This is a genomic window from Verruconatronum alginivorum (assembly GCF_056590205.1).
In genome coordinates, this window is record NZ_JBWPVQ010000001.1 from 4,650,811 (window position 1) to 4,676,398 (window position 25,588).

Below are 25,588 nucleotides of genomic sequence, written 5' to 3' on the forward strand. Positions count from 1 at the left end.
GGTATGGCACGTTCAATCAAAAAAGGTTTTTTCGTGGATGTCTCCCTTCAGGATAAGGTGGACAGAGCAAACCGCGACAACGTCAAGAAGCCGATCCAAACATGGTCGCGCCGGTCAACGGTCACCCCCGATTTCATCGGGCACACGTTCAATGTCCATAACGGCAGATCGTTTATTCCGGTCTACGTGACGGAAAACATGGTCGGCCACAAGCTCGGCGAGTTCGCTCCCAGCCGGACGTTCAAGGGTCACGGAAGCCATACCAAGAAGTAATCTCCCTCACTGACCGACCGATGGAAAAGAGCGTGCGCAGTCAAGCCGGATTCGAAGAATCTTCCCGTTTCGGGAAGGGCTTCGCCCGCCTGCGCCTTCTTTTTCCGGTGCTCGGTCTGGTCGTTCTCGGAGCGGCCTGGTCCGGGACCGCCTCGCATGCCGCGACCGGCGGTCAAGCAGCCTCTCTGCCGTCCTTCGTTTTCGAGCCGTTTTATGCGGCGAACGAAGGGGTGGTTTACGGGATCTACGAGGCACGGCACGCCGATCTCGTTCTCGTGGAAGGTGGATTCGATTCCGGTTTTCGGACCGGGATGGTCTGTCGGGTCACCGATGGCGGGGTCGAAATCGGCGAAGTGATGCTGGTGGAGGTGCGCAGCAACTGCGCCGCCGCTCTCATTCTTCAGCTCGAAGCGGATCGTGTCGTTCAGCCCGGGCACTTAGTCAGAATCAAAACGGTCAAATTTTAAGGTCAAAATCCAATGGAAGTTCAAGCTGTAACCAAATACGTGAGGATGTCCCCGAGAAAGGTGCGCGAAGTCGCTCTCGAGATCCAGGGACAAAACGCCACCGCGGCCCTCAATCTTCTTAAAGTCGTTCCGCGCAAGTCCGCCCGGTTGATCGCCAAGACGCTTCAGTCCGCGATCGCAAACGCCGAGAACAACAACAATCTCTCCTCCGACAGCCTGGTGATTTCCCGTGCGCTGGTGGAGGCCGGACCGGTCCTGAAGCGTTTCCGCGCCGGCGCCCGTGGCTCGGCCAAGCCGATTCGCAAGCGGACCAGCCACATCCGGATCATCCTTACTGAAAACAATAGCTAGGAATCATTTTTTATGGGTCAGAAAGTAAATCCGATCGGTTTCCGCCTCGCTGTCCGCCGCAACTGGGAATCCCGCTGGTATGCGAACAAGAACGACTACAGCACCTTGGTGCTGGAGGACCACCAGATCCGCCGCGACCTGCTGGAAAAGCTTCGTTTCGCCGCCGTGCCACGCATTTTCATCGAGCGGGCTTCGAACCGGGTCCGGGTGAAGATTTTCACCGCTCGTCCAGGGATCGTGATCGGCCGCAAGGGGCAGGAACTTGACAAGATCAAGGAAAACCTGGCCAAGAAGACCGGTCGTGAAATCCTCTTGGACATCCAGGAGATCAAGAAACCGGAACTCGACGCCCAGCTGGTGGCGGAGAACGTCGCGTTGCAGTTGGAGCGCCGGATTGCTTTTCGCCGGGCGATGAAGAAGTCGATTCAGATGACTATGAGCCTCGGCGCGGAAGGGATCCGTCTCCAGGTTTCGGGACGTCTCGGTGGTGCTGATATCGCTCGTCAGGAGAAGCAGCGTGCCGGCCGGGTGCCTTTGCACACCTTGCGGGAGAATATCGACTACGGATTCGCCGAAGCCCGCACCGTGTATGGGATCATCGGTGTGAAATGCTGGATTTGTAAGAAGGACCAGGAGTAATCGCCGGGAAGGCAAGACTTAGACACGACAAAACTGAAAACGTAATTCAGCCATGCCATTACTTCCATCAAGAACCAAGTTTCGCAAAAGCCATCGCGGGAGTCGCGCCGGAAACGCCAAGGGAGGGGATACCCTCGCTTTCGGTGAATTCGGTATCCAGTCCCTCGGGCGGGCGTGGATGACCGCTTCGCAGATCGAAGCCGCCCGTGTTGCGATCACCCGTAACATGAAACGTAAGGGAAAAGTTTGGATCCGGGTGTTCCCGCACAAACCGATCTCCAAGAAGCCTGCCGAAACCCGTATGGGTAAAGGTAAGGGCAGCACCGAATTCTGGGTGGCGGTGATCCGTCCCGGCACCGTGCTGTTCGAGATCGCCGGGGTCTCGGCTACCGTCGCCCGCGAATCGATGCGGCTGGCCGACACCAAACTTCCATTCCGCTGCCGTTTTATCAGCCGCGAAGAGAGCATCTAACGCCATCGCTGAACTATCATGAAGGCCAACGACATCAGAGAACTTTCCATCGAGGAACTGGAGAAAAAACTTCGCGACGCCCGCGCAGATAACCTCGACATCCGCCTGCGCAAGAAATCAGGGCAACTTGAGAAGACCCACGAGGTCGGGCTCAAACGTAAGGAAATCGCGCGCTACGAAACCATTCTCACCCAGAAGAAGGCGGCCCAGAAGGCTTCCTGATTCCATCTCAAGCAATGAACAACGAAACGCGAAATAAACGCAAAAGCCTTATCGGAACCGTCACCAGTCGTTCCGGAAGCAAATCCGTCAAGGTGACGATTGCGTACAAGATCCCGCATCCCCGCTACATCAAGGTCATCAACCGGAAGACCGTCGTGCACGCTCATGACGAAAAGGACGAGACCAAGGTCGGTGACAAGGTCGAGATCATGGAAACGCGTCCGATCAGCAAGCTGAAGCGCTGGCGCATTTTGCGGGTGATCGAGTCGGCGCAGGTCGTGGAAGAAGTGGCCGCTGCCACCGCCGAGGCGATCGAGAGCGAGGAAACCAAATAAGAGGAGTCCATCCCGATGATCCAACTTTTAAGCAGACTTGTGGTGGCCGACAACACCGGCGCCCGTAGAGCGACAATGATCCGCCGCCTCGGCCAGTTAAAGGATACGGCCAGCGTCGGCGACGTGATCGTCGTCAACATCAAGGACAGCGTCACCGACGCCAGCGTGAAGAAAGGGGACGTGGTCCGCGCGGTCGTCGTGCGCACCAAGGCTCCGATCCGCCGTTCGGACGGAAGTTATCTCCGTTTCGACAGCAACGCGATCGTCATCATCGACGCCAACAACAATCCAAAGGGGACCCGTATCTTCGGACCGGTCGCCCGCGAACTGCGCCAGAAGCAGTTCATGAAGATCATTTCCCTCGCACCCGAGGTTTTGTAAGATGGCCAAGACACGATTGAAAGCAGGCGGCACAGTGGTGGTCCTCAGCGGCAGCCACGCCGGTAAACAAGGGAAGCTTTTGCAGGTCCTTCCGCGGAAGAGCCGGGCGATTGTTGAAGGGGTAAACATGGTGAAAAAGCACCAGAAGAAGACTCAGGACAACCCCCAGGGATCGATTGTGGAGCGCGAAGGTTCTATCCATGTCTCCAATCTTATGCCGATCGAGCAATACGAGGCTCGTCAGGAGAAACGAAAGAAGAGTTAATTTGAAAGAAAGAGGCATTCCGGCTTGCCAAGGGCGATTTCCCGCATCTTGATGGTCCTTTGTCTCAATTTCCAACGATGCCGGGTCGGTAATCCGGAATCCAACCATGCAGACACCAGTATTTAAGCAACATTACATCGAGCACGTTGTCCCGGCTTTGAAAAAGAGCGGCGGCTACAAGAACCCGCACCAGGTGCCGGCGATCGAGAAGGTCGTCATCAACAGCGGCTTAGCCGCGACTCTCGATAAAACCGCCATCCAGGACACCCAACGCGACATCGGCCTGATCGCCGGTCAGCGCCCCGTGATCACCAAGGCGAAGAAGAGCATCGCGAATTTCAAATTGCGCGAAGGAATGCCGGTCGGGGTAAAAGTCACGCTTCGCGGAACCGCGATGTATGATTTTCTTTACCGCTTGATTTCGGTCGCTCTCCCTTCGATCCGCGACTTCCGTGGGGTGCCGAGCCGCTGCGACGGAAACGGCAACTATACCCTCGGGATCACTGACCACACTATTTTCCCGGAAATCTCCATCGAGTCCGTCAAGCGGACAACCGGGATGGACATCACCATCGTAACCACCGCCGAAACCGACGCGGAAGCCGTCGAACTCCTCAAGCAGATGGGGATGCCGTTCCGCAAGCAACAGGAAGGGGCCGTCGCCGTCCCGGCCGTCCAAGCCTAAATTTTATTACCTATGGCAAAAGCGTCATCCATTCAACGCAACCTCAAGCGCATCAAGCTAACCGAGAAATACGCCGAAAAGCGGGCCGAACTGAAGGCTGTTTTGGCCAATCCGGACGCCACCGACGAGGAGTTTTTCGCGGCCCAACGCAAATTGGCGAAGCTTCCCCGCAACTCTTCGAAAGTCCGGATCCGCAACCGTTGCAATCTGACCGGTCGTCCCCGCGCCCATATCGGACGCTTCGGCCTTTCCCGTATCACCTTTCGCGAACTCGCCTTGGCCGGAAAGATTCCGGGCGTGACGAAGTCGTCCTGGTAAAAACCTGTTGGAGTTTACGGATATCATCCAACTGAGAAGCCAATATTTGAAATTATGAACGATCCGATCAGTGATTTTCTCACTCGCATTCGCAATGCGAGCAGTGCGGGGAAGGGCGAATGCGCCGCCCAGCATTCTAAACTCAAGGCGGGCATTGCCAAGATCCTTCAGGACGAAGGCTTCATTCGCGGTTTCGAAGACCGTCAGGATGAGCGGGGCCACAAGCAATTGGTGGTTTCCTTGAAATACGTGGATGGCACTCCGGCCATCACCGGGATCAAGAACGTCAGCAAGCCCGGCCGTCGCCTCTACTATAAATCAGCGGAGATTCCGCGGGTCCTCGGTGGGCTCGGAATCGGCATTCTCACCACCTCCAAAGGGGTGATGAACGACAGAGAAGCCCGCCGGAACAAAATCGGTGGTGAGCTCATTTGCTCGGTCTGGTAAAGAAAGAAAACATATGAGCAGAGTAGGTAAACTTCCGATTGCAATTCCCGAAAAGGTAAAGGTCAACATCTCCGGCGTCACGATCAACGTGGAAGGCCCGAAGGGGAAGCTGTCCAAGACCTTCACCCATAACGTCAAGATCGAGACCGGCGAAAACGGGATCCAGGTTTCTCCCGCGAACACCTCGCGCCAGGCGAAAGCGATGTATGGCACCACCCGTGCGATCGTCGCGAATATGGTCCAGGGCGTCACCGAGGGTTATTCGAAGAATCTCGAGATCAACGGCGTCGGTTTCCGGGCCGCGCTCAAGGGGAACGTCCTCGACTTGGCGCTCGGGTATTCGCATCCAATTAATTACAAGGTTCCGGCCGGCATCACCGTGACCGTCACCGAAAACACCAAACTCAAGGTCGAAGGAATCGACAAACAAGCCGTCGGCGCGGTCGCCGCCGACATCCGCCGCTTCTATCCGCCTGAGCCCTACAAGGGCAAGGGGGTTCAGATCGTCGGCGAGAAGGTTCGCCGGAAGGAAGGCAAAACCGTTTCGTAACAGCGGGAGAATCATCGGACATGAAACAGCAATTGAAATCCGCCCTTTTGCAACGGCGCCGGTGGCGCATTCGCAAGAAAATTATCGGCAGTGCCGAACGTCCCCGGCTCGCCGTCCACTTCAGCGGCAAACACGTCTACGCTCAGTGCATCGACGACGCGGCCGGCAAGACCTTGGTTTTCCTCTCCACCCTCGACAAGGGACTCCGAGGCGAGGAGGTCAAGAACAACCTCGATGGCGTCGGCAAGATTGCCAAGGCCTTCGCCGAAAAAGCGAAGGCGGCTGGGATCTCGCGGGTCGTTTTCGACCGCTCCGGTCGCTTGTATCACGGTCGGGTGAAGGTCTTCGCTGACACGGCCCGTGAGAATGGCCTCGAATTCTAAACTCTGATTACCGAATGAGACAATTTTCCCAGAAACGCGCCCCGGTCGAACCGGAGGAACAGGAGTTCACCGACAAGGTGGTTCACATCAACCGCTGCGCCAAGGTGGTCAAAGGCGGACGCCGCTTCAGCTTCTCGTCGCTGGTGGTGACCGGTGACCAGAAGGGACGCATTGGCGTCGGCTACGGCAAGGCCAATGAGGTTCCGGAGGCTATCCGGAAGGGGACCGAGCGGGCCCGGAAAAACCTGGTTACGATCGAGATGAATGGTGACACCATTCCTCATGAGGTGGTCGGCGAACACGATGGCGGGCGGGTTCTTTTGCGCCCGGCCAGTCCTGGAACCGGGATTATCGCCGGCGGCGGGGTGCGGGCGGTGCTGGTGGCTGCGGGGGTGAAAAACGTCCTCTCAAAGTCCCTTGGCTCCAACAACCACGTTGCGGTGGTCAATGCGACTTTGGACGGCTTGCGCAAGCTCCGTTCGGCCGAACAAATCAAGCAGCTTCGTTCCGCGGAGTGAGGTAGACTTTTCGTAAGGATTCGTTCAATGAAATTACATGAATTGCAGAATGTCCCCGGTGCCGTCCACCGCCGTAAGCGCGTTGGATGTGGGGAAGGTTCCGGCCGGGGGAAGACCTGCGGTCGTGGTGGCAAGGGGCAAACCGCCCGTTCCGGGGGGAGTATTCGCCCCGGTTTCGAAGGAGGGCAGATGCCTCTCTACCGAAAGCTTCCGCACCGGGGGTTCAACAACAAGAATTTCCGGACCGACTACGCTGTGGTCAATCTTTCGGACCTGGATAAGCTCGAAGACGTTACCGAAGTGACTCGCGAGGTGCTGGTGAAGAACGGCTTGGTTCGTTCGAACGCCGGTCTGGTAAAGGTCCTCGGCAACGGCGAAATCGGCAAGAAGCTGAAAGTCACCGCCGACAAGTTTTCTGCTTCCGCCAAGAGCAAAATCGAAGCGGCCGGAGGCGAAGCGATCACCGCTTCCTGATCGTGTCGATTCGACTTCTATCCTGACCTAATCAGATGCTGTCCGCTTTTACCAACTGTTTAAAAATCCCCGAGCTGAGGCAACGGATCCTCTTCACTTTGGCGCTGCTGTTCGTGGCCCGGGTGGGGGCGAATATTCCTTTGCCAGGTTTGGATCCGACTCCTCTCCAGGCGTTTTTCGCCGACCAGACCACGGGAGGAGCCGCTGACATCCTGGGGCTTTACAACATGTTCACCGGGGGGGCGCTTCTGATGGGGGCGGTGATGGCGTTGGGCATCATGCCGTACATCAGTGCGGCGATTATTTTCCAGCTCCTTTCCGCCGTGGTTCCGGCTCTGTCTCGAATCCAGCGGGAAGGGGATGTCGGACGTCAGCGAATCACCCAATACACCCGCTACGCCACCGTGGCGATTTGTCTGGTTCAATCGGTCCTGTTGATCATGGCGCTGCAGAATCCCGGTCGCTTATTTCCGGGGTACGATCTGAATCTGTACGGCGATATCATTCTGGCCTCGCCGGGATGGTTTCTGATCTATGGAACGATTCTGTTGACAGCCGGAACCGTGTTGCTGATGTGGCTCGGGGAGCAGATCACTCAGCGGGGGATTGGCAACGGTATTTCTCTCTTGATCACCGTAAGTATTCTGGCTGACTTGCCGGGAGCGGTGGCCGCCACCTATCGTCTATTTGTGGCACCCGTCGGAGTTGATCGTTTGGGGGTGCCGCAGGCGATCCTGATGGTTGGATTGTTGATTGTGGTGATTGCCGCGATCGTAGCGGTGGTCCAGGCCCAACGGAAGATTCCGGTCCAGTATGCCAAGCGGGTGGTCGGACGGAAAGTGTATGGGGGGCAGACCTCCTACCTGCCGCTCAAGGTCAACTACGCCGGGGTCATGCCGGTCATTTTCGCCAGTGCCATTCTTCTGTTTCCGCAGCAGATCCTGTCGCAACTCGGGGCCGTGCTTGAGTGGAATTTCCTGATCGAGCTTTCCACCGCGTTGAACCGCGGGTCGGTCACCTATTATGCGGTGATGGCCACCTTGATCTTCGCCTTCAGTTACTTCTGGGTATCGGTTATGTTCAAACCGATCCAGATCGCGGATGATTTGAAGAAGTATGGCGGTTATGTGCCGGGAGTTCGGCCTGGGGCACCGACGGCGAAGTATCTTGATTTTATCATGACCCGGTTGACGCTGGCCGGTGCGATTTTCCTGACGGTAATCGCGGTCATGCCGGACGTTCTCCTCTTTCAATACGGAGTTCCCGGGCGTATTGCTATTTTCTTCGGTGGAACCGGAATGCTGATTACGGTTGGTGTCGTCCTGATGACGATGCAGCAGATCGAAACCTTCCTCTTGCAACGGCACTATGACGGATTCTTGCGCAAGGGACGGATTCGGGGGCGGAGTCCGACTCGGATGCCATCTTCGGTCGACGCGGCGGAATTGAAAAACGTCGCCGTCCTCTGGACGGTTCTCGGCATCCTTTTCGCGGTCGGAATGATCGCTTGGCTGCTCCGCCAGTAGGAGCTGATTGGGTTTGAACTTGTCCGCACAACTCCCTGCCGCGACCGCTTCCATGGAATCGGGTGAACCGGCAAAGGGGAGGCACCATTTAATTTGTATGGGTCCGCCCGGTGCCGGTAAAGGTACCTTGGCGGCCCGTCTTCGTTCTTTGAATCTTGAGCATGTTTCCTCCGGAGACTTTTTTCGGGCCGAAGTAGACCGGAAGACGCCTCTTGGGGTTTCCTATGCGACATCGCTTAAACGGGGGGAATTCATTCCCGACGGTCTGACGATCGATCTGATGAGAAAATGGTATTTTGGGCGGAAAGGCTCGGGCGGATTTTTGCTCGATGGTTTTCCTCGCAACCTCCTTCAGGCGACCGTTTTGTCGGAGTGGATGGAGGCCCGACGGGAAGTTTTGACTGGGTGCCTTTTCCTGGACCTATCCCGCGAGGAGGTCACCCGGCGAATCGTAGACCGCCGGATTTGTCCGGTGGACGGAACGGTCTATAACTTAAATACGAATCGACCCAGGGTAGAGAATCATTGCGACGTCTGTGGCGCCGAACTGATCCAGCGGGCCGACGACACCGCCGAAACGGTGGGACGGCGTCTCGATCTTTTCGAACGAAACACCCGTCCGCTGGTCGACTATTATCGCGCACAAGGCTTGTTGGTCTCTCTCGACGCTGCTCGTCCGATGGGCGAAGTGGTCGCGCAGGTTTTCGCTTATCTGACTGAATTGAACTGATATGATTCCGATCAAGACCCAGGAAGAAATCGAAAAGATGCGGGAGGCGTGCCGGGTGGCCGCCACTGTGTTGGACCGGATCAAGGGCTATGTGGCACCGGGCGTAAATACCTACGACCTCGATCAAGAAGCGAAACGATTGATCGCGGAATTGGGGGCGGTGAGCGCCTGTCACAATTACCGGGTAGGACGTCAAACTTTTCCCAGTTACAGCTGTTTGTCGGTCAACGAGGAGGTTGTCCATGGGATCGGTACCCTGAAGCGGGTGCTTCAGCCAGGCGACGTGATCGCCCTCGATATCGTGGTCTCCTACCAGGGTTTCATCGGGGACAATGCGGCTACCGTTCCGGTCGGACCGGTCTCTCCCGAGGTGGCCGCCTTGTTGCGGGTCACGGAGGAAGCCCTTTTTGAAGGAATCAAGCAAGCGGTCGATGGAAACCGGGTGGGGGACATCTCGAATGCGGTTCAGCGGTATGTCGAAGCACGGAATTTCTCGGTGGTCCGGGAGTTCGTCGGCCATGGGGTCGGAGTTTCGATGCACGAGGAACCGCAAATTCCGAATTTCGGTCGGAAAGGAACCGGGTCGCGTTTGCGGCCGGGAATGACCCTGGCGATTGAGCCGATGGTCAACCTTGGGGAGCCTCACGTCGAGGTTCTGGCCGACGGTTGGACGGTAGTGACGTCCGATCGGTTGCCGTCCGCTCATTTCGAACACACCGTATTAATCACCACCGGGGAACCGGAAATTCTGACTCGCCTGAAAAAATAATTTGATTCGTTGCTTTTTTCTTTGCCAAGATTACTTTTTCCAGCTCGTATTATCCTTTTTTCACAACTTATGCCACGCTTACTCGGGGTAGACATCCCTAACAACAAGAAGATCGAATACGCACTCCGTTATATTTACGGAGTGGGACCGGCCCGTGCCAAGATTGTCGTCGAAGCCGCCGGCATCGATCCGGACCTTCGCGCCCGCGAATTGACGGAAGAGCACCTGAACAAGTTGACGGCCGCGATCACCGACCGCAAATACGCGGTGGAAGGGGATCTTCGTCGTGAAATCGCCGCCAATTTGAAACGGCTTCAGGCGATCAATTGCTATCGTGGTCTGCGCCACCGCCGGGGACTTCCGGTGCGCGGCCAGCGGACCAGCACCAACGCCCGGACCCGCAAGGGAACCCGTCGGACGGTGGGTGTATTTGCTAAGAAATAATTTACCGATCCATGGCTAACGAGACACCAGAGAACGAGAAGCAGGCCGAAGAAAAGAAGGCCGCCGCAGCTCAACCGGCCGAAGAGAAAGCCGCTTCCAAGAAGGAAGCGAAAGCTGACAAGGGCACAGCTCCCGCCGCGGAGCAGTCTGCCGAAGAGCCGGCGCCCAAGAAGGAAATCACCGCCCAGGATCTTCTTAAGGAGGAGATCGGCGCGGTCAAGATCCGCAAGGCGAAGGGCAGCAAGAACGTCTCCGTCGGGATCGCCAAGGTTCTGGCTACGTTCAACAACACGAAGATCTGCATCACCGATCCTCGTGGAAATGTCATTTCCTGGTCGAGCTCCGGCAAGATGAACTTCCGCGGATCGCGGAAGTCGACCGCCTACGCCGCTCAAGTGGTGGCCCAGGATGCCGGTCGGGCCGCCATGGCTCACGGTTTGAAGGAAGTTGAAGTCCATTTGAGCGGTCCGGGACTGGGCCGTGATTCGGCCGTTCGCGCTTTTCAGGCGATCGGCTTGGAGGTCTCCGCCATTATTGACACCACTCCGGTTCCCCACAACGGGTGCCGTTCGCCGAAGCGCCGCCGCGTTTGATCTGTCGGCTTGTCCACACTTAATCGATTCTAGAGATGTCACGTTACACAGGTCCTACCACCCGCATCAGCCGCCGCTTTGGCCAGCCCATTTTCGGCTCCAACAAGTCGTATGAGAAGAAGCCGTATCCTCCCGGCGTCCATGGCCCCCGGCTTCGTCGCAAACTGAGCGATTACGCCATCGGTTTGAACGAAAAGCAAAAGCTTCGTTTCACCTATGGGTTGACCGAAAAGCAGTTCCGTCGGACCTTCGCCCGTGCGAAGGGCGAGCGGGGTGTTACCGGCGACCGTTTCCTGCAATTGCTGGAAACCCGGCTCGACAACGTGATTTACGCGCTCGGTTTCGCCAAGTCCCGCCAAGCCGCCCGTCAGTTCGTCAACCACGGACACATTCGGGTAAACGGCCACAAGGTCGACATCGCCAGCTACACGGTGAAAGCCGGTGACGAGATCGAGGTCCGCAGCAGCACCTCCTCCCGGCAGTTGGCTACCCGCAACCTCGACGAGACCCGGCTGCGGGTCGTCCCAGGTTGGCTCACCCTCCAGGAAGACGCACTTCGGGCGACCGTGAACCGTCTTCCCAACCGCGACGAAATCGATCCAGGCGTCAACGAGCAGTTGGTCGTAGAGTTCTACAGCCGCTAAACCGAACCGTTGGTGGATTTATTATCTGGCAGGACGAGGTCGACTTCACCTGCCGGATTTTTCCTTTTCTAAAGAACAACACTGATATGGCAAAGAGACTTGGTAAATTTGAGTTGCCCAACCGGCTCATCAAGGTGGAGGATTCGGCAACCGATACCTACGCGAAATTTGTCGCCGAACCGTTTGAAGCCGGTTACGGCCATACGATCGGAAACTCGCTGCGGCGGATCCTGCTCAGTTCGATCGAAGGCGCCGCCTTTTCGTCGGTGAAGATCGACGGGGTGAGTCACGAATTCCAGAGCGTCGACGGCGTCGTCGAAGACGTCACTGACATCGTTCTCAATTTGAAGAAGGTCCTGTTGGTCTCCCACAAGCGGGAGCCGGTGCGCCTCCACATCGATGTGAACCGCGAAGGTCCGGTCACCGCCGCCGACATTTCGGAGGATTCCAACATTCGGGTGATCAATCCGGATCAGATCATCTGCACCCTCGACAAGGCTCGTCCGTTTTACGCCGAGTTGGAGGTCCGGGTCGGCCGCGGGTATTGCCCCGGGGAAGACAACAAAAAGGAAGAGCAACCGATCGGCATGATCGCGATCGACTCCCTCTTTAGCCCGGTCCGCTTGGTCAAATATGCGGTGGAGAACACCCGGGTTGGTCAGATCACCGATTACGATAAGCTCAATTTGGAAATCTGGACCGACGGACGGATTACTCCGGACGAGGCCCTGAAGCAATCCGCTTCGATCTTGAAGCATCACTTGGATGTGTTCGACCGGGTCAGCGAAGAGCAAGTCGAGTTCGAAAGCGAAAGCATGGAAGTGAGCGAAGAGCAGAACAAGCTCCGGAAGCTCCTCAACATGAGCGTCAACGAAATCGAATTGTCGGTCCGGGCCGCCAACTGCTTGAATAACGCCAACATAACGACGGTCGGGGAATTGGCGATGAAGTCGGAGCAGGAGATGTTGAAATACCGCAACTTCGGGAAGAAGTCCTTGAACGAAATCAAGGACAAGCTCGAGCAACTCGGACTTTCCCTCGGCATGAAGATCGATGAACGGCTTCTCGACCGAAAGAACGAATTTTAATCTGTTTTACGAAACATGCGCCACCACAAACACAACAATCAATTAGGCGTCAAGAAGGAGCATCGTCTCGCTCTGATGGCGAATTTGTCCGCCGCTTTGATCCGCGAAGGTCGGATCCAAACGACTCTGAAGAAGGCCCGTGCGCTACGTCCTTTCGCCGAGCGTCTGGTCACTCTTGCCAAGGACGGCAGCATCGCGAACCGCCGTTTGGCGATGTCCCGGATCCGGGACGCCGCCGCGGTGAAGCAATTGTTCGACGAGCGGGCCGGTGAGTTCACCAACCGTAACGGCGGCTACACCCGGATTTACAAGCTCGGCCCGCAACGCCGGGGGGACGCCGCCGAGATGGCGATCATCGAATTCGTCCCGGCGGACGATCCGGGCTACCGGAACAAGCGTCGTGCCAAGGGCAAAAAGAGCGAAGCCGCTGCTAAAGAGGCTGCCGCCGAGGGTGCCAAGGCCGAAGACGAGGAAAAACCGGAAGTGACCGCCGAGGCCGAGGAAAAGCAGGCCGAAGCTTCCGCCGAAGAATCCTCCAAATCCGAGGAGGCTGCGAAGACCGAGGAAGCGTCGGGCGCCGAAGCGGAAAAGAAGTCCGAGGAGAAATAACCGGAGGCATGAAGGGTGGAATCGGTCCAAGGAAAGGAGCCGGATTTCGCCGTGAAAGTCTCCCGAACATCTGCACCTCGATGCGGATAGTTTTTGAAGCGCGTCGTCTTTGGACCAGAAGAGACGCGCTTCTTCATTTGTAATGTTTGTCGTCGATCTAACCCTGGGCGCGTTGATTTATATCTTCAGTGCCGTAGCCCTTCTTTTAGGGCTCTGGTTGTTTTACGACTTCCGGGATAAAAACATCTACGAATCGGAGCGGAAAAAGGTGATTTTCCATTGCATCAAGTGCGACAAGATCTACACCGGTCGCCAAGGGGTCGAAGTTTTGCCCTGTCCACGTTGCCGCTTCGAGAACAGCCGTCTCAAATTCTAAGCTTCATTAGCCGACAGTTCCTTATTTATGCACCAGACCATCGCCGTCCTTGATTTCGGGTCCCAATATACGCAGGTCATCGCCCGCCGAATCCGCGAATGCAATGTGTATTCCCAGATCTTCCCGTATTCGACTCCCGCCTCCACCCTGAAAAAAGCGGGTGTCACGGGCATTATCCTGTCCGGTGGGCCGGCTTCCGTTTTGGGGAAAAACTCGCCGGTGCCGGACAAGCGGATTTTCAAGCTCGGGGTGCCGGTGCTGGGGATTTGCTACGGTTTGCAAGTGATCGCCCATTTGCTCGGCGGCAAGGTGGAGAAGAGCAGCCATCGCGAATACGGTCATAGTTTATTGGAAATCGGAAAGGGAGGGAGTTTGTTGGGCGGCCTTCCGAAAACCTTGCGGGTTTGGAACTCCCATGGCGACAAGGTGATTCAATTGCCGAAAGGTTTCGTGCCGACCGCCGCGACCAAGAATTCCGATTTCGCCGCCATCGAGGATCCTGAGCGGAGGATTTTCGGCCTTCAGTTTCACCCCGAGGTTTCCCACAGCGAACAGGGAATCCTGGTCCTGGAAAATTTCATCAAGACCATTTGCGGCTGCGAAGGGGATTGGTCGATGGCCAATTACCTCGACCAGGCGATCGAGAAGATCCGCGCCGAAGTCGGCGATTCCCGGGTCGTCCTCGGACTGAGCGGTGGGGTCGATTCCTCGGTGGCCGCCGCCCTCATTCAGAAGGCGATCGGCGACCAACTGGTCTGCGTCTTCGTCGACAACGGTCTGCTCCGCCTCCATGAGCGCGAAGCGGTGGTGAACCTTTTCAAGCGGAACTTCAAGATGAATCTCCGTGTCGTCAATGCCGGACGACTTTTCCTGGGCAAATTGAAAGGGGTGACCGACCCGGAAAGGAAGCGCAAGATCATTGGTTACACCTTCATCCAAGTGTTCGAAGACTTCATTAAAAAGCATGGCAAGGCCGACTTTCTGGCCCAAGGGACGCTATACCCCGATGTGATCGAGAGTGTGTCGATCGAAGGGAATCCCGCCGCCGTGATCAAGAGTCATCACAATGTGGGGGGGTTGCCGAAGCGGATGAAGATGAAGATCCTCGAGCCGCTGCGCGAACTATTCAAGGACGAGGTCCGAACCTTGGGAGCGGAGCTGGGGCTTCCCCGCGAAGTTCTCTGGCGTCAGCCGTTTCCTGGACCCGGTTTGGCCGTGCGGATTCTCGGCGATATCAACCGGAGGAATCTAGCGATTCTCCGTCACGCCGATGCGATCTTCCAGGAGGAAATGGTGGCCGCCGACTATTACTACAAGGTCTGGCAATCATTCGCCGTCTTCCTTCCGGTTCGCACGGTCGGGGTGATGGGCGACCAGCGCACCTATGACAATGTGATCGCCCTCCGGGTGGTCGAGAGTCTCGATGCGATGACAGCCGATTGGGTCCATTTGCCTCACGAATTGCTTCAAAGAGTCTCCACCCGCATCATCAACGAGGTGGCCGGGGTGAACCGGGTCGTCCTCGATATCAGTTCCAAACCACCCAGCACAATCGAATGGGAATAAACCATTCCCCTGATCGTTATCCGTTATGAGACTATTGCCGGCCTGCGTTGCGTTTTTGATTACCGCCGCTCCCATTCTGTGGGGCGGACCCTCGACCGAGGAGATCGTCGCGAAAGCGCGTGAATATTTGGGGGGCGACGCCGCATTGGGCGATCTCACCTCCATTTATTACGAAGGCGAGTTTGTGACCGCCGAAGGGGATCTGGGGAAAATTCGGATCTTTTTTCAGAAACCGGCGCAACAGCGGGTCGAGATCGTCCGGGGCGAAATCGGCGAAGTGACCGCGCTGAATGACTTCGATGGCTGGCGAAAAGTGTATGATGTGAACAATCCGTCCCGCTCGAACGTCAATTTTTTGAGCGCTCAGGCCATTCGGGAACTCCAGGCCAACACCGCGGAGAATCTGAATTTCTTCCGTGGAATCGAACGTCGCCGGGGTTCCATCGAGAATGAAGGAGTTGTGGAGGTGGATGGTCGCGAGACGGTGAAATTGGTTTTCCGTTATCCGCGCAATATCGCATTTACCCGCTTTTTCGATGTGGAGACTGGTCGGCTGATGTTGACCCGGACGCATGAAGGGATGGAGATCCGCGAACAAGGTGAGATCCGGGTGGAAGGAATCCTTTTCCCGGAATCGTTGGAGATGCAAAGTAATGGGAAGACGCTCAACCAAGTCTTTTTCTCCGAGATTCGCCTGAACGAACGTTTCGATGATTCGTTGTTTGAAGTCCCCGGTTTTGGCCGGTGAGATTTGATCGTCTCCCCGAAAAGCACGAAGCGTTTGCGTCTGTTTGGAAAAGGAGCGGCGCGCGTCAGCCACCGTCGTTTTGGTCAGTCGGTTTGGAATTCGGGGAAAAAGGGGTTGTGTTGCTTTTCCTGGGCGATGGTCGTGACCGGGCCATGGCCGGGGCAGAGAATGGTGTGGTCGGGGAGGGGGAAAATCTTCCCACGGTTGGTGGCGAGGGCTTCCGGGTAGGAGACAAGGCCGCCGCCGATCGAGGCGGCGAAGATGGCGTCGCCGGTCACCGCCACCGGGACATCGAGTCCCGCGATCAGGTAGGTGGTGCCGCCTCGGGCGTGACCGGTGGTCGCGAGGGTGGTGATCGACAGTTCCGCGGCGGAAAACCGCTCCCCTTCGCCGAACGTTTCGACCCCGTCGATCGCTTCGGATTGGTGGATGAAAACCGGGGCGGAGGTGGCTTGCCGAAGGCGCTGGAGGTCCGCGATATGGTCGGGATGGGAATGGGTGAGAAGGATGCCCTTCACTTTAAGTCCCTCCCGGTCGATGATTTGGAGGAGGGAGGAGGCGTCGGCCCCGGTGTCGAAGACGAAGGCCTCCCGGCTTGACAGGCTCCACGCAAGATAGGCGTTGACCGCCATGTCGCCGAAGCGGCTGTTGACCATGGCTAAGCCGGTGACCGGTTCGGGGATCTTCGGATACCAGACGCCCCGCCCGAGGGCGACCAAGGCGTCTGCTCCGAGGTCGAGCGCTTCGGCGGCTTTGCGAACCGCCCCTTCTTCGAAAACGCCTTTCTTGATCCGCCCGAGTTGTGTTTCGGAAATCCCCGCTTGTTCGCACAATTGGCGATTGCCGATGCCGAGCCCCCGCTGGGCCTTGGCGATGACGTCGTTGAAGTCGTCTTCCAGCGGGATCTCGGGGAGTGGGAATTCTTTCATACGTTCCGTTGGGCGGTGCCGAAAATGCGGGTGGTTGCGACCGTGTTTGGCCTACTGCCGTTCCAAAAGCTCCACTTCGTAACCGTCGGGGTCGGTGACGAACGCCATTTTGCTGCCGCCGGTCTGGAATTTCTCCCGCCAACCGGATGGCCAGATCTCGATTCCTTCCTGTTCGAGGCGGTCGCAATAGGAGATCAGGTTCTCGACCCCGAGGGCGGTGTGCATCAGATCTTCCGGCACGTTGAGTTCGTAATCGGGGGAATAGGCGAGCTCGAGGAAGTGCGGATTGTCGGGCAGTTCCAGGAATGCGAGCTGGTTGCCGGCCGGCGACTTGTCGGTGCGGCGAGTGAGCTTGTAACCGAGTTTGGAATAAAACCGGATGGAACGCTCGAGATCGGCGACTCGAAAACGGGTGTGGAGGAATTTAATCATACCGGGTAAGAATAACCCGGGGGCGCGAGAGTGACAAATCCAAAAAACGGGACAGGCGGAACAACCATGGAACAATCACACGTTGGAAATGTCTGTCGGGCGGGAAGATGGCGGATTTCGAGTTCGCTCGAGTTGATGAAGGTTGACCTTCCCGCCTATACTATTTTCTACATTAACGGATAACTATGATTACGACACCTTTGTTCAGCTTCCTGATCATTCCCACGCCTCTCGGGCTCCTGATGTTCGGGATCGCCTTGGTCTTCGGATTGTATGCCCAGCAGCGGGTCACTTCCGCGTACAACAAGAACGCCCGGATTGGGTCGCGCGGACGGATCACCGGACGCGAAGCCGCCGAGGCGATCATGCGCCGGGCGGGGATCAACAATGTCGAAATCGTGCCGATCCGCGGTCACTTGACCGATCATTACGATCCGATCAACCGTCGGCTCGCCCTGAGCCAGGAGAATTACCAAGGCACCAGTCTGGCCGCCCTCGGCGTTGCCGCCCACGAAGCCGGCCACGCGATCCAGCACAAAGTCGGTTACAGGGCGCTGAAAGCCCGGATGGCGTTGGTCCCGGCGACCACCATCAGTTCCCAATTGCTGCCTTTCGTGATCATGGGCGGGATTTTTTTCATCCAGTTTCGGTGGCTGATCGACGTCGGAATCATCCTCTATTTCATCCTGACCCTGTTTCACTTGATCACGCTGCCGGTGGAATTTGACGCGAGCCGTCGGGCCCGGGTGGAGTTGGCCGGTCTCGGCATCATCGAGCGTGACGAAGAGCCCGGGGTGGTCGAGACCTTGAACGCCGCCGGCCTGACTTACGTCGCCGCATTCGTCGGATCGCTGTTGAACCTGATCATGTTGATCATGCTTCGGCGAAATTAGCCGTCCGCTTTGATCGCCTCGGCTTTCCGGAACCCGGCGGTTAAAGAGGCATTCAGAGATCTGCAAAGCGGTTTGACAGTAAAGGTACAGACGCTCTCTCGCGACATGCCCGATCTCGCTTGTAAGTTCGAGAATCCGAGGGATGGCACTTTTGAAGTTAAAGGCCCCTTCCTCACCCGCTTAAATCTTCGAATGCTGGGACTTGCGATCAATTCCACGTCAGACGCTTACTTGGAGGCAATTTTCTACAGGGTCGGTAGATTGCGCTCTTTTGGTGAGCGTGATGAACCTGAGATTTTAGAACGGCAATCCTATTTTCCCGACTTCCAGCTCAACGAGCGCGTCGTTTGGAAAGAAACGCCCGAAGCCGAGAATTGCTTCACGATGGACCAATTACAGAGTTGGCATCTGGAACACCTTTTGGATCATTTCGAGAACGAGGCATCTCGGCGTTCCTGATCGACAAACAGTGAACATCCATTCATATTTTACGAAATGAGTGCTACATCTAAGATCGAATGGACCGATGCGACCTGGAACCCGGTTCGCGGATGCACAAAGGTGAGCCCAGGCTGCAAGCACTGCTACGCGGAAACTTTTGCGGAGCGGTTTCGGGGGGTACCCGGTCATCCCTTCGAGTTCGGCTTCGACCTGCGACTGGTGCCTGACAAGCTCGGCGATCCGATCCGATGGAGCACGCCCCGCATGATCTTCGTGAACTCCATGAGTGACCTTTTTCATGAGTCGGTGCCGGACGATTATATTGAAAAAGTCTGCCGGGTGATGCTCGCCGCGAACTGGCACACCTACCAGGTGCTGACCAAGCGACCCGAGCGCATGAGGATTTTCCTTACATCCCGCCTCCGGACTGCTGCGGAAGCGAAACATATCTGGTGGGGCGTTAGCGTCGAAAATCGGGCGCACGGCGTCCCACGCATCCAGACGTTGCGAGAGACCGGTCCGGCGGTCGCTTTCTTGTCCGTTGAGCCTCTTCTTGAGGACCTTGGGCAAATCGATCTCCAAGGGATTCACTGGGTGATCGTTGGCGGAGAAAGCGGACACGGCGCGCGTCCCCTGAAGGAGGACTGGGTCCGCTCCATCCGCGAGCAATGCCACACCTCTAACGTTCCCTTCTTCTTCAAGCAATGGGGTGGAGTGAGAAAAGCGGAGACAGGGAGAACGCTCGATGGGCAAACCTATGAAGAATTTCCAGACAGGGTTGGGCGCCCTGTTTTGAGTAGAATCACGCGGAAAAAGCTTTTGACAGAGTTATAGCGATTCTGGCACCAATCCTCCATGCCCCAGCCCTCGGATTCCAGCTACTTCGGAAGGGAACAGTCGCAGATAAAGCATGAGATTCTGCGGAAGTATCTCGAGCGTTTCGCGATTATCGTCGGCAAGCACGTCGACACAATTGTCTACGTCGATGGATTTTCCGGGCCGTGGAACGTCCAAAGTGACGATTACGCGGACGCGTCCTTTTTCATAGCGCTTGACCAACTTCGACAGGCGCGAGACGTGGTCCGGGAAGTTCACAAGCGTGAATTCAATATCAAATGTATCTTTCTTGAAAAGGAGCCCGGACCTTTCGATCACTTGGCACGCTTCGCCAAGGCGCAGACCGACGCTGATGTGATAGCCCTAAACCGTGACTTTGAGCAGGCAGTGCCGGAGTTGGTGACCATACTGCGCGGCTTGGGTCGAGGGTCGTTTCCCTTCATCTTTATCGATCCCCGTGGCTGGAAAGGGTTTTCCATGGACCTGATTCGACCGCTTATCCAAATTCGACCCTGCGAAGTCCTAGTCAACTTTATGACGAGCTTCATTCTCCGCTTTATTGAGGACGAGCGGCTCGGCCTCGGTGAAAGCTTTCGGAGGTTGTTTGGAAACGATGAATTCAAAACGAAACTTCCCGGCCTCCAAGGTAGGGAACGGGAGGATGCCATCGTCTTTTATTATGCGAAACGCATACGGGAAGTCGGAGGATTCGGACATGCCCCGATCACTATCGTTCAACATCCCACTCGAGACCGTACCCACTTTCATCTGGTATATGCCACACGCAACGTAAAGGGCTTGGAGGTGTTCAAGGAGGTAGAGAAAAAGGCCCTTGGTCTCGCCGGGGAATTGCGGGCTGATGCAAAGCGTCGCGACCGCGAGATGAAGAGCGGGCAAGCGGAACTCTTCACGGGGAGCGACACACCCGAGACCAACTACACCGACGAGCTCTCCCGCCACTATTGCGCCATGGCGCGAGACCACGTCCACCGCCTGATTCGCCGGAAGATCGAGCTGCCCTATGACCGCGTGTATTCGGAAGGAATGCAGTATCCTCTGGTGCATATTTCGATGCTGCGCGACTGGATTCAGGAAATCTCCGATTACGTTAACCTCAGCCCGCGGCAGCGCTTCCCGCACCTTCGGAGCGACCACAAAGTCCGTCTGCGACAGTTACAATCGGATGGTTTCTTGAACCTCTGAGTTTGTGAAGGCGAGCGCCGCTGAAGTCTCGACTTCGCTCAAAGGGAGCTGTATCCTGCCGATACAAGATCCGGGAAGGAAGGGTCGTGGAGGAGCGGGGAATTGTGGACAATTTTTCGCTGCTTCACCAACTGTCGAAACGGCCGATGGGTGAGTCCTGTGGGGGGCGACTGATGATAGGACTCGCTCAGCCCGCCCGCCAGAGGGCGATTGCGGCGGCGATGATGACCAAGGCGATGCAAAGGAGATTCGCGAGGTGTTTGAAGAGGAGGTGGAGCATGTGATCGGTGGGTTGGTGGTGTTCGGGTCAGACCATGTCGAAACGTTCCGAATAGATCCGGAATCGGCCGATTCCCTTTTCTTTAAGCGCTGACTCGGTCACGTCCATCATCGGGATCGGACCGCAGACGAAGTAGTCGAAATTCTTATACCCGGGCGGCAAATGTCGGTCGAAGATCTCTTTGCTGAGGAGGCCGGTTTCTCCCTTCCAGTCGTCCGGCGGCTCTTCGAGAACGTGGATGATTTTCAAGGGAATGAGTCCCGGCATTTCCTCGATCTCTTCGCGGAAAATAACTTCGTCCCAGTTGCGGTTGGCGTAGAAGAGAAACATCGGGAAGCGCTCACTGCGGTCGCGGAAAGTGCGGAGCAGGCTCATGATCGGGGTGATGCCGACTCCGGCGGCGATAAAGACCGTTCCTTTGGCGTCGGCGGGCTCGTGGGTGAAGGCGCCGTATGGTCCCTCCAGCCAGGCCCGGGCTCCGGGCGAAATGTTTTTAACTCCGCCGGTGAAATCGCCGAGTGCCTTGATGGTGAATTCAAGGGGCCGGTTCTCTTCGCCGGATGCGAGGGAAAACGGGTGCTGTTGGAGGGAAAAAGGTGTTTCGCCGACGGTGAGCCAAGCGAATTGTCCGGCCCGGGGCGTCATCCCCGGGTGTCCGTCCGCTTCCACGGCCAACGTCCAGGAGTCGTTCCGTTCCGGTCGGACTTCGACCACTCGGTAGGGCCGTTTTTTCATCAACCACGGGCGCACCAGGCGCGAATGGATCAAGAGGTAAATTGCGCCGATCGCCATGAGTGAATAGGCGGCCTTCTTCCAAAAAGGTTCCGTGTAGATGTCGACCATCAACATGTGTCCGAGTCCGAGGAAAAGGATCAACAACGAGAGAATGCCGTGCAGCAACCGCCATCGTTCGTAGGAGAGGCGGAAGGTGAGCCGCCACAGGGAGCTTGCCACCAGCACGGCGGAGGCGACCGTGATGAACGCCAAGGCGACAGCCCGGGGGCCGTTGACGGTCGGGTCGAAATAGGCGAGGAAGTCGGGGTTGAACACGATCAGCACCGCCGGGTGGGCGAGGATCAGCAGAAAGGCGAAGATGCCCGTTTGACGGTGGAATTGGAGGATGTTGTCCAAGCCGAATCCGGCGGCGAACCACCGGAAGCGGCCGGTGATGATGAATTGGATTGCGAGGATCGAGAAACCGAGGAAACCAAGCATGACGCCGAATTCGATCCAGAACTCCCGCGCTTCCGGGGTCGGACCGGTCACCGCGATCCCCATCGGGAGAACTGCGAGGGCGACGAAGGCGAGAAGCCAAAGGAGACGTTGGAAAATGGTGTACCTCATGAAGTTTCGATCCGTCGTTGAGATTAATCGCCCGCGACTTCGGCGGCAAAGAAAAACCGGACGCAAGTTGGAGTTCCGCGTTCACGCGGTCTTCGCCGGAATCATGCGTGTCTGGTCCAAGGAAGCTGGTGCTGCACCCGGAGCCGGGACGGCCCCGCCACTTTGTATTGGACAGGCCCCGCCGACAAATCACCGGCAACTTTCTCCGCATTCGGCCATGGACAAAGCGCGAGGGAGGGCGATTATGGGGTCGAGCGCCTATGTCTCTTTTTATCAGTCTGTGGATCAAGTTGTTCTTCGTATTCACGCCGTTCTTCGGGCTGACCATGTTTTTGAGCATGACCGAAGATTACGACGAGGGTCGGCGGCGAAACACCGCTCTGACGACGGCGGCGGCGGTCGGGGTGATTTGCCTGGTGTTGTTCTTCGCCGGAAACCAGATCTTCGCGGTTTTCGGAATCACCCTCGACTCGTTCCGGATCGGAGCGGGCGCGCTGCTGTTTCTGTCGGGCGTCGGGTTGGTCCATGGATCGGCGAAGACGTCGACTTCGACTCCGGCGAGCGACGTCAGCGTCGTTCCGTTGGCGATGCCGATCATCGTCGGTCCGGCGACGACGGGCACGTTGCTGGTCCTCGGGGCGGAGCTGGAAACGGTTTCGGCCAAGGCGGTCGGTTGTCTCGCGTTGTTGATGGCGGTCGCCTCCATTGGGGCGCTCCTCCTGATGGCCTCCGCGATTCACCGGACCCTGGGTGTCCGGGGAATATCGATTCTCAGCAAACTGACCGGCTTAATTCTCGCCGCCCTGGCTGCGCAGATGATCATGACCGGGGTGCAAGGATTCCTGGTCTGAAGGCGTCCGAAAGGACCAAGGGGTCCGGCGGTCCGGACATTCGCCGACGGTCAAACGACGGGGGGGGCGCAGAAGTGTTTTGTTTTTTGTTTTTTAACATTTTTGGTTGACGGATTTTCTGAGCGATGTTGGACTGCGGTCAGTTCCCAAACATCTCATGGCATTCGTTTTGTTCGACCGATCGTATCGCTTTCGGGGAGGCTGGGCGCCTCTTCTCTGGGCGATTTTTGTAATGTTGGCATGGATACCGACGCCCGACGTTTCCGGGAAGGAAGGGCTCGTCTATGAAGTTTACCTCCTCGCTCAGGAACCGGAGCTCGCGGCGGGAGAAGGGGAGTCGGCGGCTTGGGGGTCGGTGCCCGCGTCCGGTCGGTTCTACCAATTTAGGGGGGACGCTCCGGCCGCGCGGGAGACGGTTTTCGGTGCGGGCTACAGTTTCGACAGTCTCTGGATCGGTGTGAAATGCCGCGAGGAAAATCTTGCGGGGATCACGGCGGTCGAAGGGGATGGAGGCCGACTTTGGGAGGAAGATAGCGTCGAGATTTTCATCGAGCGCAATCCGGGAGGCGTAGTCCACCACTTTGTCGTGAATGTGACCGGATCGAAGTGGAGTCGGAGCGTCGCGCCGGACCAATGGGAGGCGACCGCGTTCCGGGGAGACGGGAGTTGGTTCGCCGAGTTGAAGATCCCGCTGGAGTTGCTCGGCGGATGGCCATCCGAAGAGGAGCGGTGGAGATTCAACGTCACCCGCAACATCCGGACCTTGCCCGATCCCGGAGCGGCGACTTGGTCCCCCCTGTTGAAGAGTTCGTTCAACGAACCGTGGCATTTCGGAGAACTGGTGTTCATGGAAGTTTTGGCTCCGTCGGATTTGGAGAACCAGTTCCAAATCAGCCGATTGGAAGAACGGGAGGACGAATGGCTGGTTCATTCCAAACCGATGGCCGGGACTTACGTAAGGAGAGGCGTGGCGGACCGTCAGATTCTTTTTTCCCAAGCCGACTACCTAGCCCCGAAACTTTCGCCGGACCGCGGCCGGATTCTGTATCATTCGATGTTCGGAGGCGCCTTGGGGATCTGGGTCGTCGACGTCGATGGAGGAGAACCGAGACGGCTCGTGGACGGGGCGGAGGGACGATGGGATCGTTCCGGAAGATGGATTCTGTTTTCCCGGGAAGGCCGGGTGTGGGAGCTGGAAGTCGAATCCGGGCGGGAGCAACCCCTGACCCCGGAGGATTGGACCCGTTGCGAACATCCGGTTTACGGCGGAGACGACGACATTTATTTCATCGCATCGCGGGAAGAACGCCGCGGGATTTACCGGATACAGCGGGTCGGCGGTATTCCCGAATTGGTGGTGGAGCCCCGCGGAGGCGTGGAGAGCGCTCCTGCGATTTCGCCAGACAACGGGAAAGTCGCCTATCAAGACGGCGCCCGTATTCGCGTTTTGGATCTGAAGACTGGAAAGAAACAGACGCTCGCCGCGACAGGCGGGGTGCAAAGTTGGCCCATTTGGTCGGCGGACGGGACCGGCATCGGTTTCCTTCTCTCGCGGGAGTATCCGTGGACTCATTACGACTTCTTCTACGCCGGACTTGACGAGCCGCGGCGGGTCGGGTTGGTGATGAGGGATGTCCATCCCTCGGTCGATTGGGCGGGCGTCGTGCCAAACGTCAGCAGGTGGGGCGACTTGGGTGAAACCGGAGCGACGGCCGATTCGGAGGCCGGTGGGGTCGTCCGGGCGGAGAACAGTTGGCTTCGTTTGACGGTGTTTCAAGATGAGAATCGGGTGACGATAGGTAGCCGGACTGGAGGAGACGGCGACGCGGCCTTGTTGTTTCGAGACGCCCATGAGCGAACTCCCGCGTCGATCCAACGGGTGGAGGTCTCCGATGGGATTGCGGGGGAGGTCTTGGTTGGGCTGACGCTGGCCTTTCCTGACGGTGGAATCGGCGAGGTGGAGATCGAAGTCGCTTCGGACACGGGCGCCGCGCGGATCGCGACGGACGGGAAAGTCGCCTCGGTTTCGCTGGTGAAGGAAGTCGAGCATTTGGTCGTGCCGGACCGATTGGCCGACGATTGGGTGATAACCGCACGGGAGTGGAAGGGCGGCGGCGACTCCGTTGCCTTGCCGAAGTCCCCCTATTATTTGGCTCTGACGGGGGAGCCGGCCGGAGGAACGATTTGGGTCGTGTTGCCGGGAGGCGGTGAACCGAATGTCGAGATCCTCGGCGACGACGACTCCGGGATCGCCGGGATGCGGATTCGTCCGCACGGGGAAAGTTTTCATCTGGCGGTCCTCGATGGCGGCGACACCGGCGCGTGGGCGAACGTGACTGTGGATGGGTCGAAAGGCAAACCGACGTTGACCGGATGGAGCGATTCGACCCGAGCGCGTTGGCGTTTCGCCGCGCTCGGAGAATGGGGGTATTCGCGGGGTATTGGATAGCGGCGGAAGCTTTGGCACGGATGGACCGGCGTGGTTGAACCGCGCGGCCGGAGAAT

Annotated in this window: 36 protein-coding genes; 33 read left to right on the forward strand and 3 right to left on the reverse strand. The window is 57.5% G+C overall.

All coding sequences use genetic code 11. From position 1 onward, the window contains the following. Window positions 1–3 precede the first annotated feature (3 nt). The 27 genes from rpsS (at window position 4) to ACWUI2_RS16960 (ending at window position 15,873) form a co-directional block, all read left to right on the forward strand. The gene (gene rpsS, locus ACWUI2_RS16830; protein ID WP_486984014.1) at window positions 4–273 is read left to right on the forward strand and encodes a 30S ribosomal protein S19; all 270 of its coding nucleotides are present in this window, start codon (window positions 4–6) and stop codon (window positions 271–273) included. 20 nt (window positions 274–293) lie between these two features. Then, a complete protein-coding gene (locus tag ACWUI2_RS16835; protein WP_486984015.1) occupies window positions 294–740 on the forward strand; it encodes a hypothetical protein in 447 nt (148 codons plus the stop codon). A gap of 12 nt (window positions 741–752) precedes the next feature. Continuing rightward, complete coding sequence (rplV, locus tag ACWUI2_RS16840) at window positions 753–1,091, forward strand: 50S ribosomal protein L22 (RefSeq protein ID WP_486984016.1); 339 nt, start codon at window positions 753–755, stop codon at window positions 1,089–1,091. A gap of 12 nt (window positions 1,092–1,103) precedes the next feature. Then, the gene (gene rpsC / locus ACWUI2_RS16845) at window positions 1,104–1,730 is read left to right on the forward strand and encodes a 30S ribosomal protein S3 (RefSeq protein ID WP_486984017.1); all 627 of its coding nucleotides are present in this window, start codon (window positions 1,104–1,106) and stop codon (window positions 1,728–1,730) included. Window positions 1,731–1,782: 52 nt separating this feature from the next. Further along, a complete protein-coding gene (gene rplP, locus ACWUI2_RS16850; RefSeq protein ID WP_486984018.1) occupies window positions 1,783–2,202 on the forward strand; it encodes a 50S ribosomal protein L16 in 420 nt (139 codons plus the stop codon). A gap of 18 nt (window positions 2,203–2,220) precedes the next feature. Further along, the gene (gene rpmC / locus ACWUI2_RS16855) at window positions 2,221–2,424 is read left to right on the forward strand and encodes a 50S ribosomal protein L29 (RefSeq protein WP_486984019.1); all 204 of its coding nucleotides are present in this window, start codon (window positions 2,221–2,223) and stop codon (window positions 2,422–2,424) included. A gap of 14 nt (window positions 2,425–2,438) precedes the next feature. Next, window positions 2,439–2,759 carry a 30S ribosomal protein S17 gene (gene rpsQ, locus ACWUI2_RS16860; protein WP_486984020.1) on the forward strand — a complete coding sequence of 107 codons (321 nt, stop codon included), beginning with the start codon at window positions 2,439–2,441 and terminating at the stop codon, window positions 2,757–2,759. Window positions 2,760–2,774: 15 nt separating this feature from the next. Beyond that, window positions 2,775–3,140, forward strand: coding sequence for a 50S ribosomal protein L14 (gene rplN / locus ACWUI2_RS16865; protein ID WP_486984021.1), 366 nt, complete (start codon window positions 2,775–2,777; stop codon window positions 3,138–3,140). 1 nt (window position 3,141) lies between these two features. Further along, a complete protein-coding gene (gene rplX, locus ACWUI2_RS16870; RefSeq protein WP_486984022.1) occupies window positions 3,142–3,405 on the forward strand; it encodes a 50S ribosomal protein L24 in 264 nt (87 codons plus the stop codon). Between the two features lie 106 nt (window positions 3,406–3,511). Further along, window positions 3,512–4,090, forward strand: a complete 579-nt coding sequence (gene rplE / locus ACWUI2_RS16875; RefSeq protein ID WP_486984023.1) for a 50S ribosomal protein L5 — start codon at window positions 3,512–3,514, stop codon at window positions 4,088–4,090. 12 nt (window positions 4,091–4,102) lie between these two features. Further along, the gene (gene rpsN / locus ACWUI2_RS16880) at window positions 4,103–4,408 is read left to right on the forward strand and encodes a 30S ribosomal protein S14 (protein ID WP_486984024.1); all 306 of its coding nucleotides are present in this window, start codon (window positions 4,103–4,105) and stop codon (window positions 4,406–4,408) included. Window positions 4,409–4,462: 54 nt separating this feature from the next. Further along, a complete protein-coding gene (rpsH, locus tag ACWUI2_RS16885; protein ID WP_486984025.1) occupies window positions 4,463–4,855 on the forward strand; it encodes a 30S ribosomal protein S8 in 393 nt (130 codons plus the stop codon). Window positions 4,856–4,868: 13 nt separating this feature from the next. Continuing rightward, window positions 4,869–5,405 (forward strand): 50S ribosomal protein L6, encoded by a 537-nt coding sequence (gene rplF / locus ACWUI2_RS16890; RefSeq protein WP_486984026.1) that lies wholly within the window; start codon window positions 4,869–4,871, stop codon window positions 5,403–5,405. A 20-nt stretch (window positions 5,406–5,425) separates the two neighbouring features. Further along, window positions 5,426–5,788, forward strand: coding sequence for a 50S ribosomal protein L18 (gene rplR, locus ACWUI2_RS16895; protein ID WP_486984027.1), 363 nt, complete (start codon window positions 5,426–5,428; stop codon window positions 5,786–5,788). Window positions 5,789–5,802: 14 nt separating this feature from the next. After that, a complete protein-coding gene (gene rpsE, locus ACWUI2_RS16900; protein ID WP_486984028.1) occupies window positions 5,803–6,306 on the forward strand; it encodes a 30S ribosomal protein S5 in 504 nt (167 codons plus the stop codon). A gap of 27 nt (window positions 6,307–6,333) precedes the next feature. Then, window positions 6,334–6,780, forward strand: coding sequence for a 50S ribosomal protein L15 (rplO, locus tag ACWUI2_RS16905; RefSeq protein ID WP_486984029.1), 447 nt, complete (start codon window positions 6,334–6,336; stop codon window positions 6,778–6,780). Window positions 6,781–6,815: 35 nt separating this feature from the next. Then, on the forward strand, window positions 6,816–8,306 hold the full coding sequence (gene secY, locus ACWUI2_RS16910; RefSeq protein WP_486984030.1) for a preprotein translocase subunit SecY: 1,491 nt from the start codon (window positions 6,816–6,818) through the stop codon (window positions 8,304–8,306). A 52-nt stretch (window positions 8,307–8,358) separates the two neighbouring features. Then, complete coding sequence (locus tag ACWUI2_RS16915) at window positions 8,359–9,036, forward strand: adenylate kinase family protein (RefSeq protein WP_486985074.1); 678 nt, start codon at window positions 8,359–8,361, stop codon at window positions 9,034–9,036. 1 nt (window position 9,037) lies between these two features. Beyond that, window positions 9,038–9,805 carry a type I methionyl aminopeptidase gene (map, locus tag ACWUI2_RS16920; RefSeq protein WP_486984031.1) on the forward strand — a complete coding sequence of 256 codons (768 nt, stop codon included), beginning with the start codon at window positions 9,038–9,040 and terminating at the stop codon, window positions 9,803–9,805. A 69-nt stretch (window positions 9,806–9,874) separates the two neighbouring features. Beyond that, window positions 9,875–10,249, forward strand: a complete 375-nt coding sequence (rpsM, locus tag ACWUI2_RS16925; RefSeq protein WP_486984032.1) for a 30S ribosomal protein S13 — start codon at window positions 9,875–9,877, stop codon at window positions 10,247–10,249. An 11-nt stretch (window positions 10,250–10,260) separates the two neighbouring features. Next, window positions 10,261–10,842, forward strand: a complete 582-nt coding sequence (gene rpsK / locus ACWUI2_RS16930; protein ID WP_486984033.1) for a 30S ribosomal protein S11 — start codon at window positions 10,261–10,263, stop codon at window positions 10,840–10,842. Window positions 10,843–10,877: 35 nt separating this feature from the next. Next, the gene (rpsD, locus tag ACWUI2_RS16935) at window positions 10,878–11,486 is read left to right on the forward strand and encodes a 30S ribosomal protein S4 (RefSeq protein WP_486984034.1); all 609 of its coding nucleotides are present in this window, start codon (window positions 10,878–10,880) and stop codon (window positions 11,484–11,486) included. Between the two features lie 86 nt (window positions 11,487–11,572). Then, window positions 11,573–12,574 (forward strand): DNA-directed RNA polymerase subunit alpha, encoded by a 1,002-nt coding sequence (locus ACWUI2_RS16940; protein WP_486984035.1) that lies wholly within the window; start codon window positions 11,573–11,575, stop codon window positions 12,572–12,574. Between the two features lie 15 nt (window positions 12,575–12,589). Then, window positions 12,590–13,183: a 50S ribosomal protein L17 gene (gene rplQ / locus ACWUI2_RS16945; RefSeq protein ID WP_486984036.1), complete on the forward strand. Its 594-nt coding sequence runs from the start codon at window positions 12,590–12,592 to the stop codon at window positions 13,181–13,183. Between the two features lie 142 nt (window positions 13,184–13,325). Continuing rightward, the gene (locus ACWUI2_RS16950; RefSeq protein WP_486984037.1) at window positions 13,326–13,559 is read left to right on the forward strand and encodes a hydrogenase nickel incorporation protein HypA; all 234 of its coding nucleotides are present in this window, start codon (window positions 13,326–13,328) and stop codon (window positions 13,557–13,559) included. Between the two features lie 27 nt (window positions 13,560–13,586). Then, window positions 13,587–15,125 carry a glutamine-hydrolyzing GMP synthase gene (gene guaA, locus ACWUI2_RS16955; RefSeq protein WP_486984038.1) on the forward strand — a complete coding sequence of 513 codons (1,539 nt, stop codon included), beginning with the start codon at window positions 13,587–13,589 and terminating at the stop codon, window positions 15,123–15,125. Between the two features lie 25 nt (window positions 15,126–15,150). Continuing rightward, complete coding sequence (locus ACWUI2_RS16960) at window positions 15,151–15,873, forward strand: LolA family protein (RefSeq protein ID WP_486984039.1); 723 nt, start codon at window positions 15,151–15,153, stop codon at window positions 15,871–15,873. 83 nt (window positions 15,874–15,956) lie between these two features. Here the strand turns inward: ACWUI2_RS16960 and ACWUI2_RS16965 are convergent, their stop codons facing one another. Both ACWUI2_RS16965 and ACWUI2_RS16970 read right to left on the reverse strand, forming a co-directional pair. Then, window positions 15,957–16,802 (reverse strand): MBL fold metallo-hydrolase, encoded by an 846-nt coding sequence (locus ACWUI2_RS16965; protein WP_486984040.1) that lies wholly within the window; start codon window positions 16,800–16,802, stop codon window positions 15,957–15,959. Window positions 16,803–16,853: 51 nt separating this feature from the next. Then, entirely contained in the window at window positions 16,854–17,234 is a 381-nt protein-coding gene (locus ACWUI2_RS16970) for a VOC family protein (protein ID WP_486984041.1), read from the reverse strand. Between the two features lie 185 nt (window positions 17,235–17,419). Here ACWUI2_RS16970 and ACWUI2_RS16975 point away from each other — a divergent pair, with 185 nt between their 5' ends. From ACWUI2_RS16975 to tcmP, 4 genes are read left to right on the forward strand one after another with little or no spacing between them, the layout of a single operon-like run. Continuing rightward, a complete protein-coding gene (locus ACWUI2_RS16975; protein WP_486984042.1) occupies window positions 17,420–18,127 on the forward strand; it encodes a zinc metallopeptidase in 708 nt (235 codons plus the stop codon). A 9-nt stretch (window positions 18,128–18,136) separates the two neighbouring features. Continuing rightward, entirely contained in the window at window positions 18,137–18,586 is a 450-nt protein-coding gene (locus ACWUI2_RS16980; protein WP_486984043.1) for a hypothetical protein, read from the forward strand. 36 nt (window positions 18,587–18,622) lie between these two features. Further along, a complete protein-coding gene (locus tag ACWUI2_RS16985) occupies window positions 18,623–19,402 on the forward strand; it encodes a DUF5131 family protein (protein WP_486984044.1) in 780 nt (259 codons plus the stop codon). Window positions 19,403–19,423: 21 nt separating this feature from the next. Continuing rightward, on the forward strand, window positions 19,424–20,608 hold the full coding sequence (gene tcmP / locus ACWUI2_RS16990; protein ID WP_486984045.1) for a three-Cys-motif partner protein TcmP: 1,185 nt from the start codon (window positions 19,424–19,426) through the stop codon (window positions 20,606–20,608). 307 nt (window positions 20,609–20,915) lie between these two features. Here the strand turns inward: tcmP and ACWUI2_RS16995 are convergent, their stop codons facing one another. Beyond that, window positions 20,916–22,232: a ferredoxin reductase family protein gene (locus tag ACWUI2_RS16995; protein WP_486984046.1), complete on the reverse strand. Its 1,317-nt coding sequence runs from the start codon at window positions 22,230–22,232 to the stop codon at window positions 20,916–20,918. Between the two features lie 260 nt (window positions 22,233–22,492). On the opposite strand from ACWUI2_RS16995, the gene ACWUI2_RS17000 reads away from it, so the two are divergent. After that, window positions 22,493–23,083 carry a MarC family protein gene (locus ACWUI2_RS17000; protein ID WP_486984047.1) on the forward strand — a complete coding sequence of 197 codons (591 nt, stop codon included), beginning with the start codon at window positions 22,493–22,495 and terminating at the stop codon, window positions 23,081–23,083. Window positions 23,084–23,240: 157 nt separating this feature from the next. Further along, window positions 23,241–25,532, forward strand: coding sequence for a hypothetical protein (locus ACWUI2_RS17005; protein ID WP_486984048.1), 2,292 nt, complete (start codon window positions 23,241–23,243; stop codon window positions 25,530–25,532). Window positions 25,533–25,588 lie beyond the last annotated feature (56 nt).

Coding starts and splice junctions, on each gene's coding strand:
- ACWUI2_RS16970 (WP_486984041.1), bottom strand. CDS start 17,234: ATGATTAAATTCCTCCACACCCGTTTTCGAGTCGCCGATCTCGAGCGT.
- rplX (WP_486984022.1), top strand. CDS start 3,142: ATGGCCAAGACACGATTGAAAGCAGGCGGCACAGTGGTGGTCCTCAGC.
- ACWUI2_RS16940 (WP_486984035.1), top strand. CDS start 11,573: ATGGCAAAGAGACTTGGTAAATTTGAGTTGCCCAACCGGCTCATCAAG.
- ACWUI2_RS16975 (WP_486984042.1), top strand. CDS start 17,420: ATGATTACGACACCTTTGTTCAGCTTCCTGATCATTCCCACGCCTCTC.
- rpsD (WP_486984034.1), top strand. CDS start 10,878: ATGTCACGTTACACAGGTCCTACCACCCGCATCAGCCGCCGCTTTGGC.
- rpsS (WP_486984014.1), top strand. CDS start 4: ATGGCACGTTCAATCAAAAAAGGTTTTTTCGTGGATGTCTCCCTTCAG.
- ACWUI2_RS17005 (WP_486984048.1), top strand. CDS start 23,241: ATGGCATTCGTTTTGTTCGACCGATCGTATCGCTTTCGGGGAGGCTGG.
- rplF (WP_486984026.1), top strand. CDS start 4,869: ATGAGCAGAGTAGGTAAACTTCCGATTGCAATTCCCGAAAAGGTAAAG.
- ACWUI2_RS16835 (WP_486984015.1), top strand. CDS start 294: ATGGAAAAGAGCGTGCGCAGTCAAGCCGGATTCGAAGAATCTTCCCGT.
- rpsK (WP_486984033.1), top strand. CDS start 10,261: ATGGCTAACGAGACACCAGAGAACGAGAAGCAGGCCGAAGAAAAGAAG.
- rplQ (WP_486984036.1), top strand. CDS start 12,590: ATGCGCCACCACAAACACAACAATCAATTAGGCGTCAAGAAGGAGCAT.
- rpsM (WP_486984032.1), top strand. CDS start 9,875: ATGCCACGCTTACTCGGGGTAGACATCCCTAACAACAAGAAGATCGAA.
- rpsE (WP_486984028.1), top strand. CDS start 5,803: ATGAGACAATTTTCCCAGAAACGCGCCCCGGTCGAACCGGAGGAACAG.
- rpsC (WP_486984017.1), top strand. CDS start 1,104: ATGGGTCAGAAAGTAAATCCGATCGGTTTCCGCCTCGCTGTCCGCCGC.
- tcmP (WP_486984045.1), top strand. CDS start 19,424: ATGCCCCAGCCCTCGGATTCCAGCTACTTCGGAAGGGAACAGTCGCAG.
- ACWUI2_RS16965 (WP_486984040.1), bottom strand. CDS start 16,802: ATGAAAGAATTCCCACTCCCCGAGATCCCGCTGGAAGACGACTTCAAC.
- rplR (WP_486984027.1), top strand. CDS start 5,426: ATGAAACAGCAATTGAAATCCGCCCTTTTGCAACGGCGCCGGTGGCGC.
- rplE (WP_486984023.1), top strand. CDS start 3,512: ATGCAGACACCAGTATTTAAGCAACATTACATCGAGCACGTTGTCCCG.
- ACWUI2_RS16985 (WP_486984044.1), top strand. CDS start 18,623: ATGAGTGCTACATCTAAGATCGAATGGACCGATGCGACCTGGAACCCG.
- ACWUI2_RS16960 (WP_486984039.1), top strand. CDS start 15,151: ATGAGACTATTGCCGGCCTGCGTTGCGTTTTTGATTACCGCCGCTCCC.
- map (WP_486984031.1), top strand. CDS start 9,038: ATGATTCCGATCAAGACCCAGGAAGAAATCGAAAAGATGCGGGAGGCG.
- ACWUI2_RS17000 (WP_486984047.1), top strand. CDS start 22,493: ATGTCTCTTTTTATCAGTCTGTGGATCAAGTTGTTCTTCGTATTCACG.
- ACWUI2_RS16915 (WP_486985074.1), top strand. CDS start 8,359: ATGGAATCGGGTGAACCGGCAAAGGGGAGGCACCATTTAATTTGTATG.
- ACWUI2_RS16995 (WP_486984046.1), bottom strand. CDS start 22,232: ATGAGGTACACCATTTTCCAACGTCTCCTTTGGCTTCTCGCCTTCGTC.
- rplP (WP_486984018.1), top strand. CDS start 1,783: ATGCCATTACTTCCATCAAGAACCAAGTTTCGCAAAAGCCATCGCGGG.
- ACWUI2_RS16950 (WP_486984037.1), top strand. CDS start 13,326: ATGTTTGTCGTCGATCTAACCCTGGGCGCGTTGATTTATATCTTCAGT.
- rplN (WP_486984021.1), top strand. CDS start 2,775: ATGATCCAACTTTTAAGCAGACTTGTGGTGGCCGACAACACCGGCGCC.
- secY (WP_486984030.1), top strand. CDS start 6,816: ATGCTGTCCGCTTTTACCAACTGTTTAAAAATCCCCGAGCTGAGGCAA.
- rpsN (WP_486984024.1), top strand. CDS start 4,103: ATGGCAAAAGCGTCATCCATTCAACGCAACCTCAAGCGCATCAAGCTA.
- rplO (WP_486984029.1), top strand. CDS start 6,334: ATGAAATTACATGAATTGCAGAATGTCCCCGGTGCCGTCCACCGCCGT.
- rpsH (WP_486984025.1), top strand. CDS start 4,463: ATGAACGATCCGATCAGTGATTTTCTCACTCGCATTCGCAATGCGAGC.
- rpmC (WP_486984019.1), top strand. CDS start 2,221: ATGAAGGCCAACGACATCAGAGAACTTTCCATCGAGGAACTGGAGAAA.
- rplV (WP_486984016.1), top strand. CDS start 753: ATGGAAGTTCAAGCTGTAACCAAATACGTGAGGATGTCCCCGAGAAAG.
- guaA (WP_486984038.1), top strand. CDS start 13,587: ATGCACCAGACCATCGCCGTCCTTGATTTCGGGTCCCAATATACGCAG.
- rpsQ (WP_486984020.1), top strand. CDS start 2,439: ATGAACAACGAAACGCGAAATAAACGCAAAAGCCTTATCGGAACCGTC.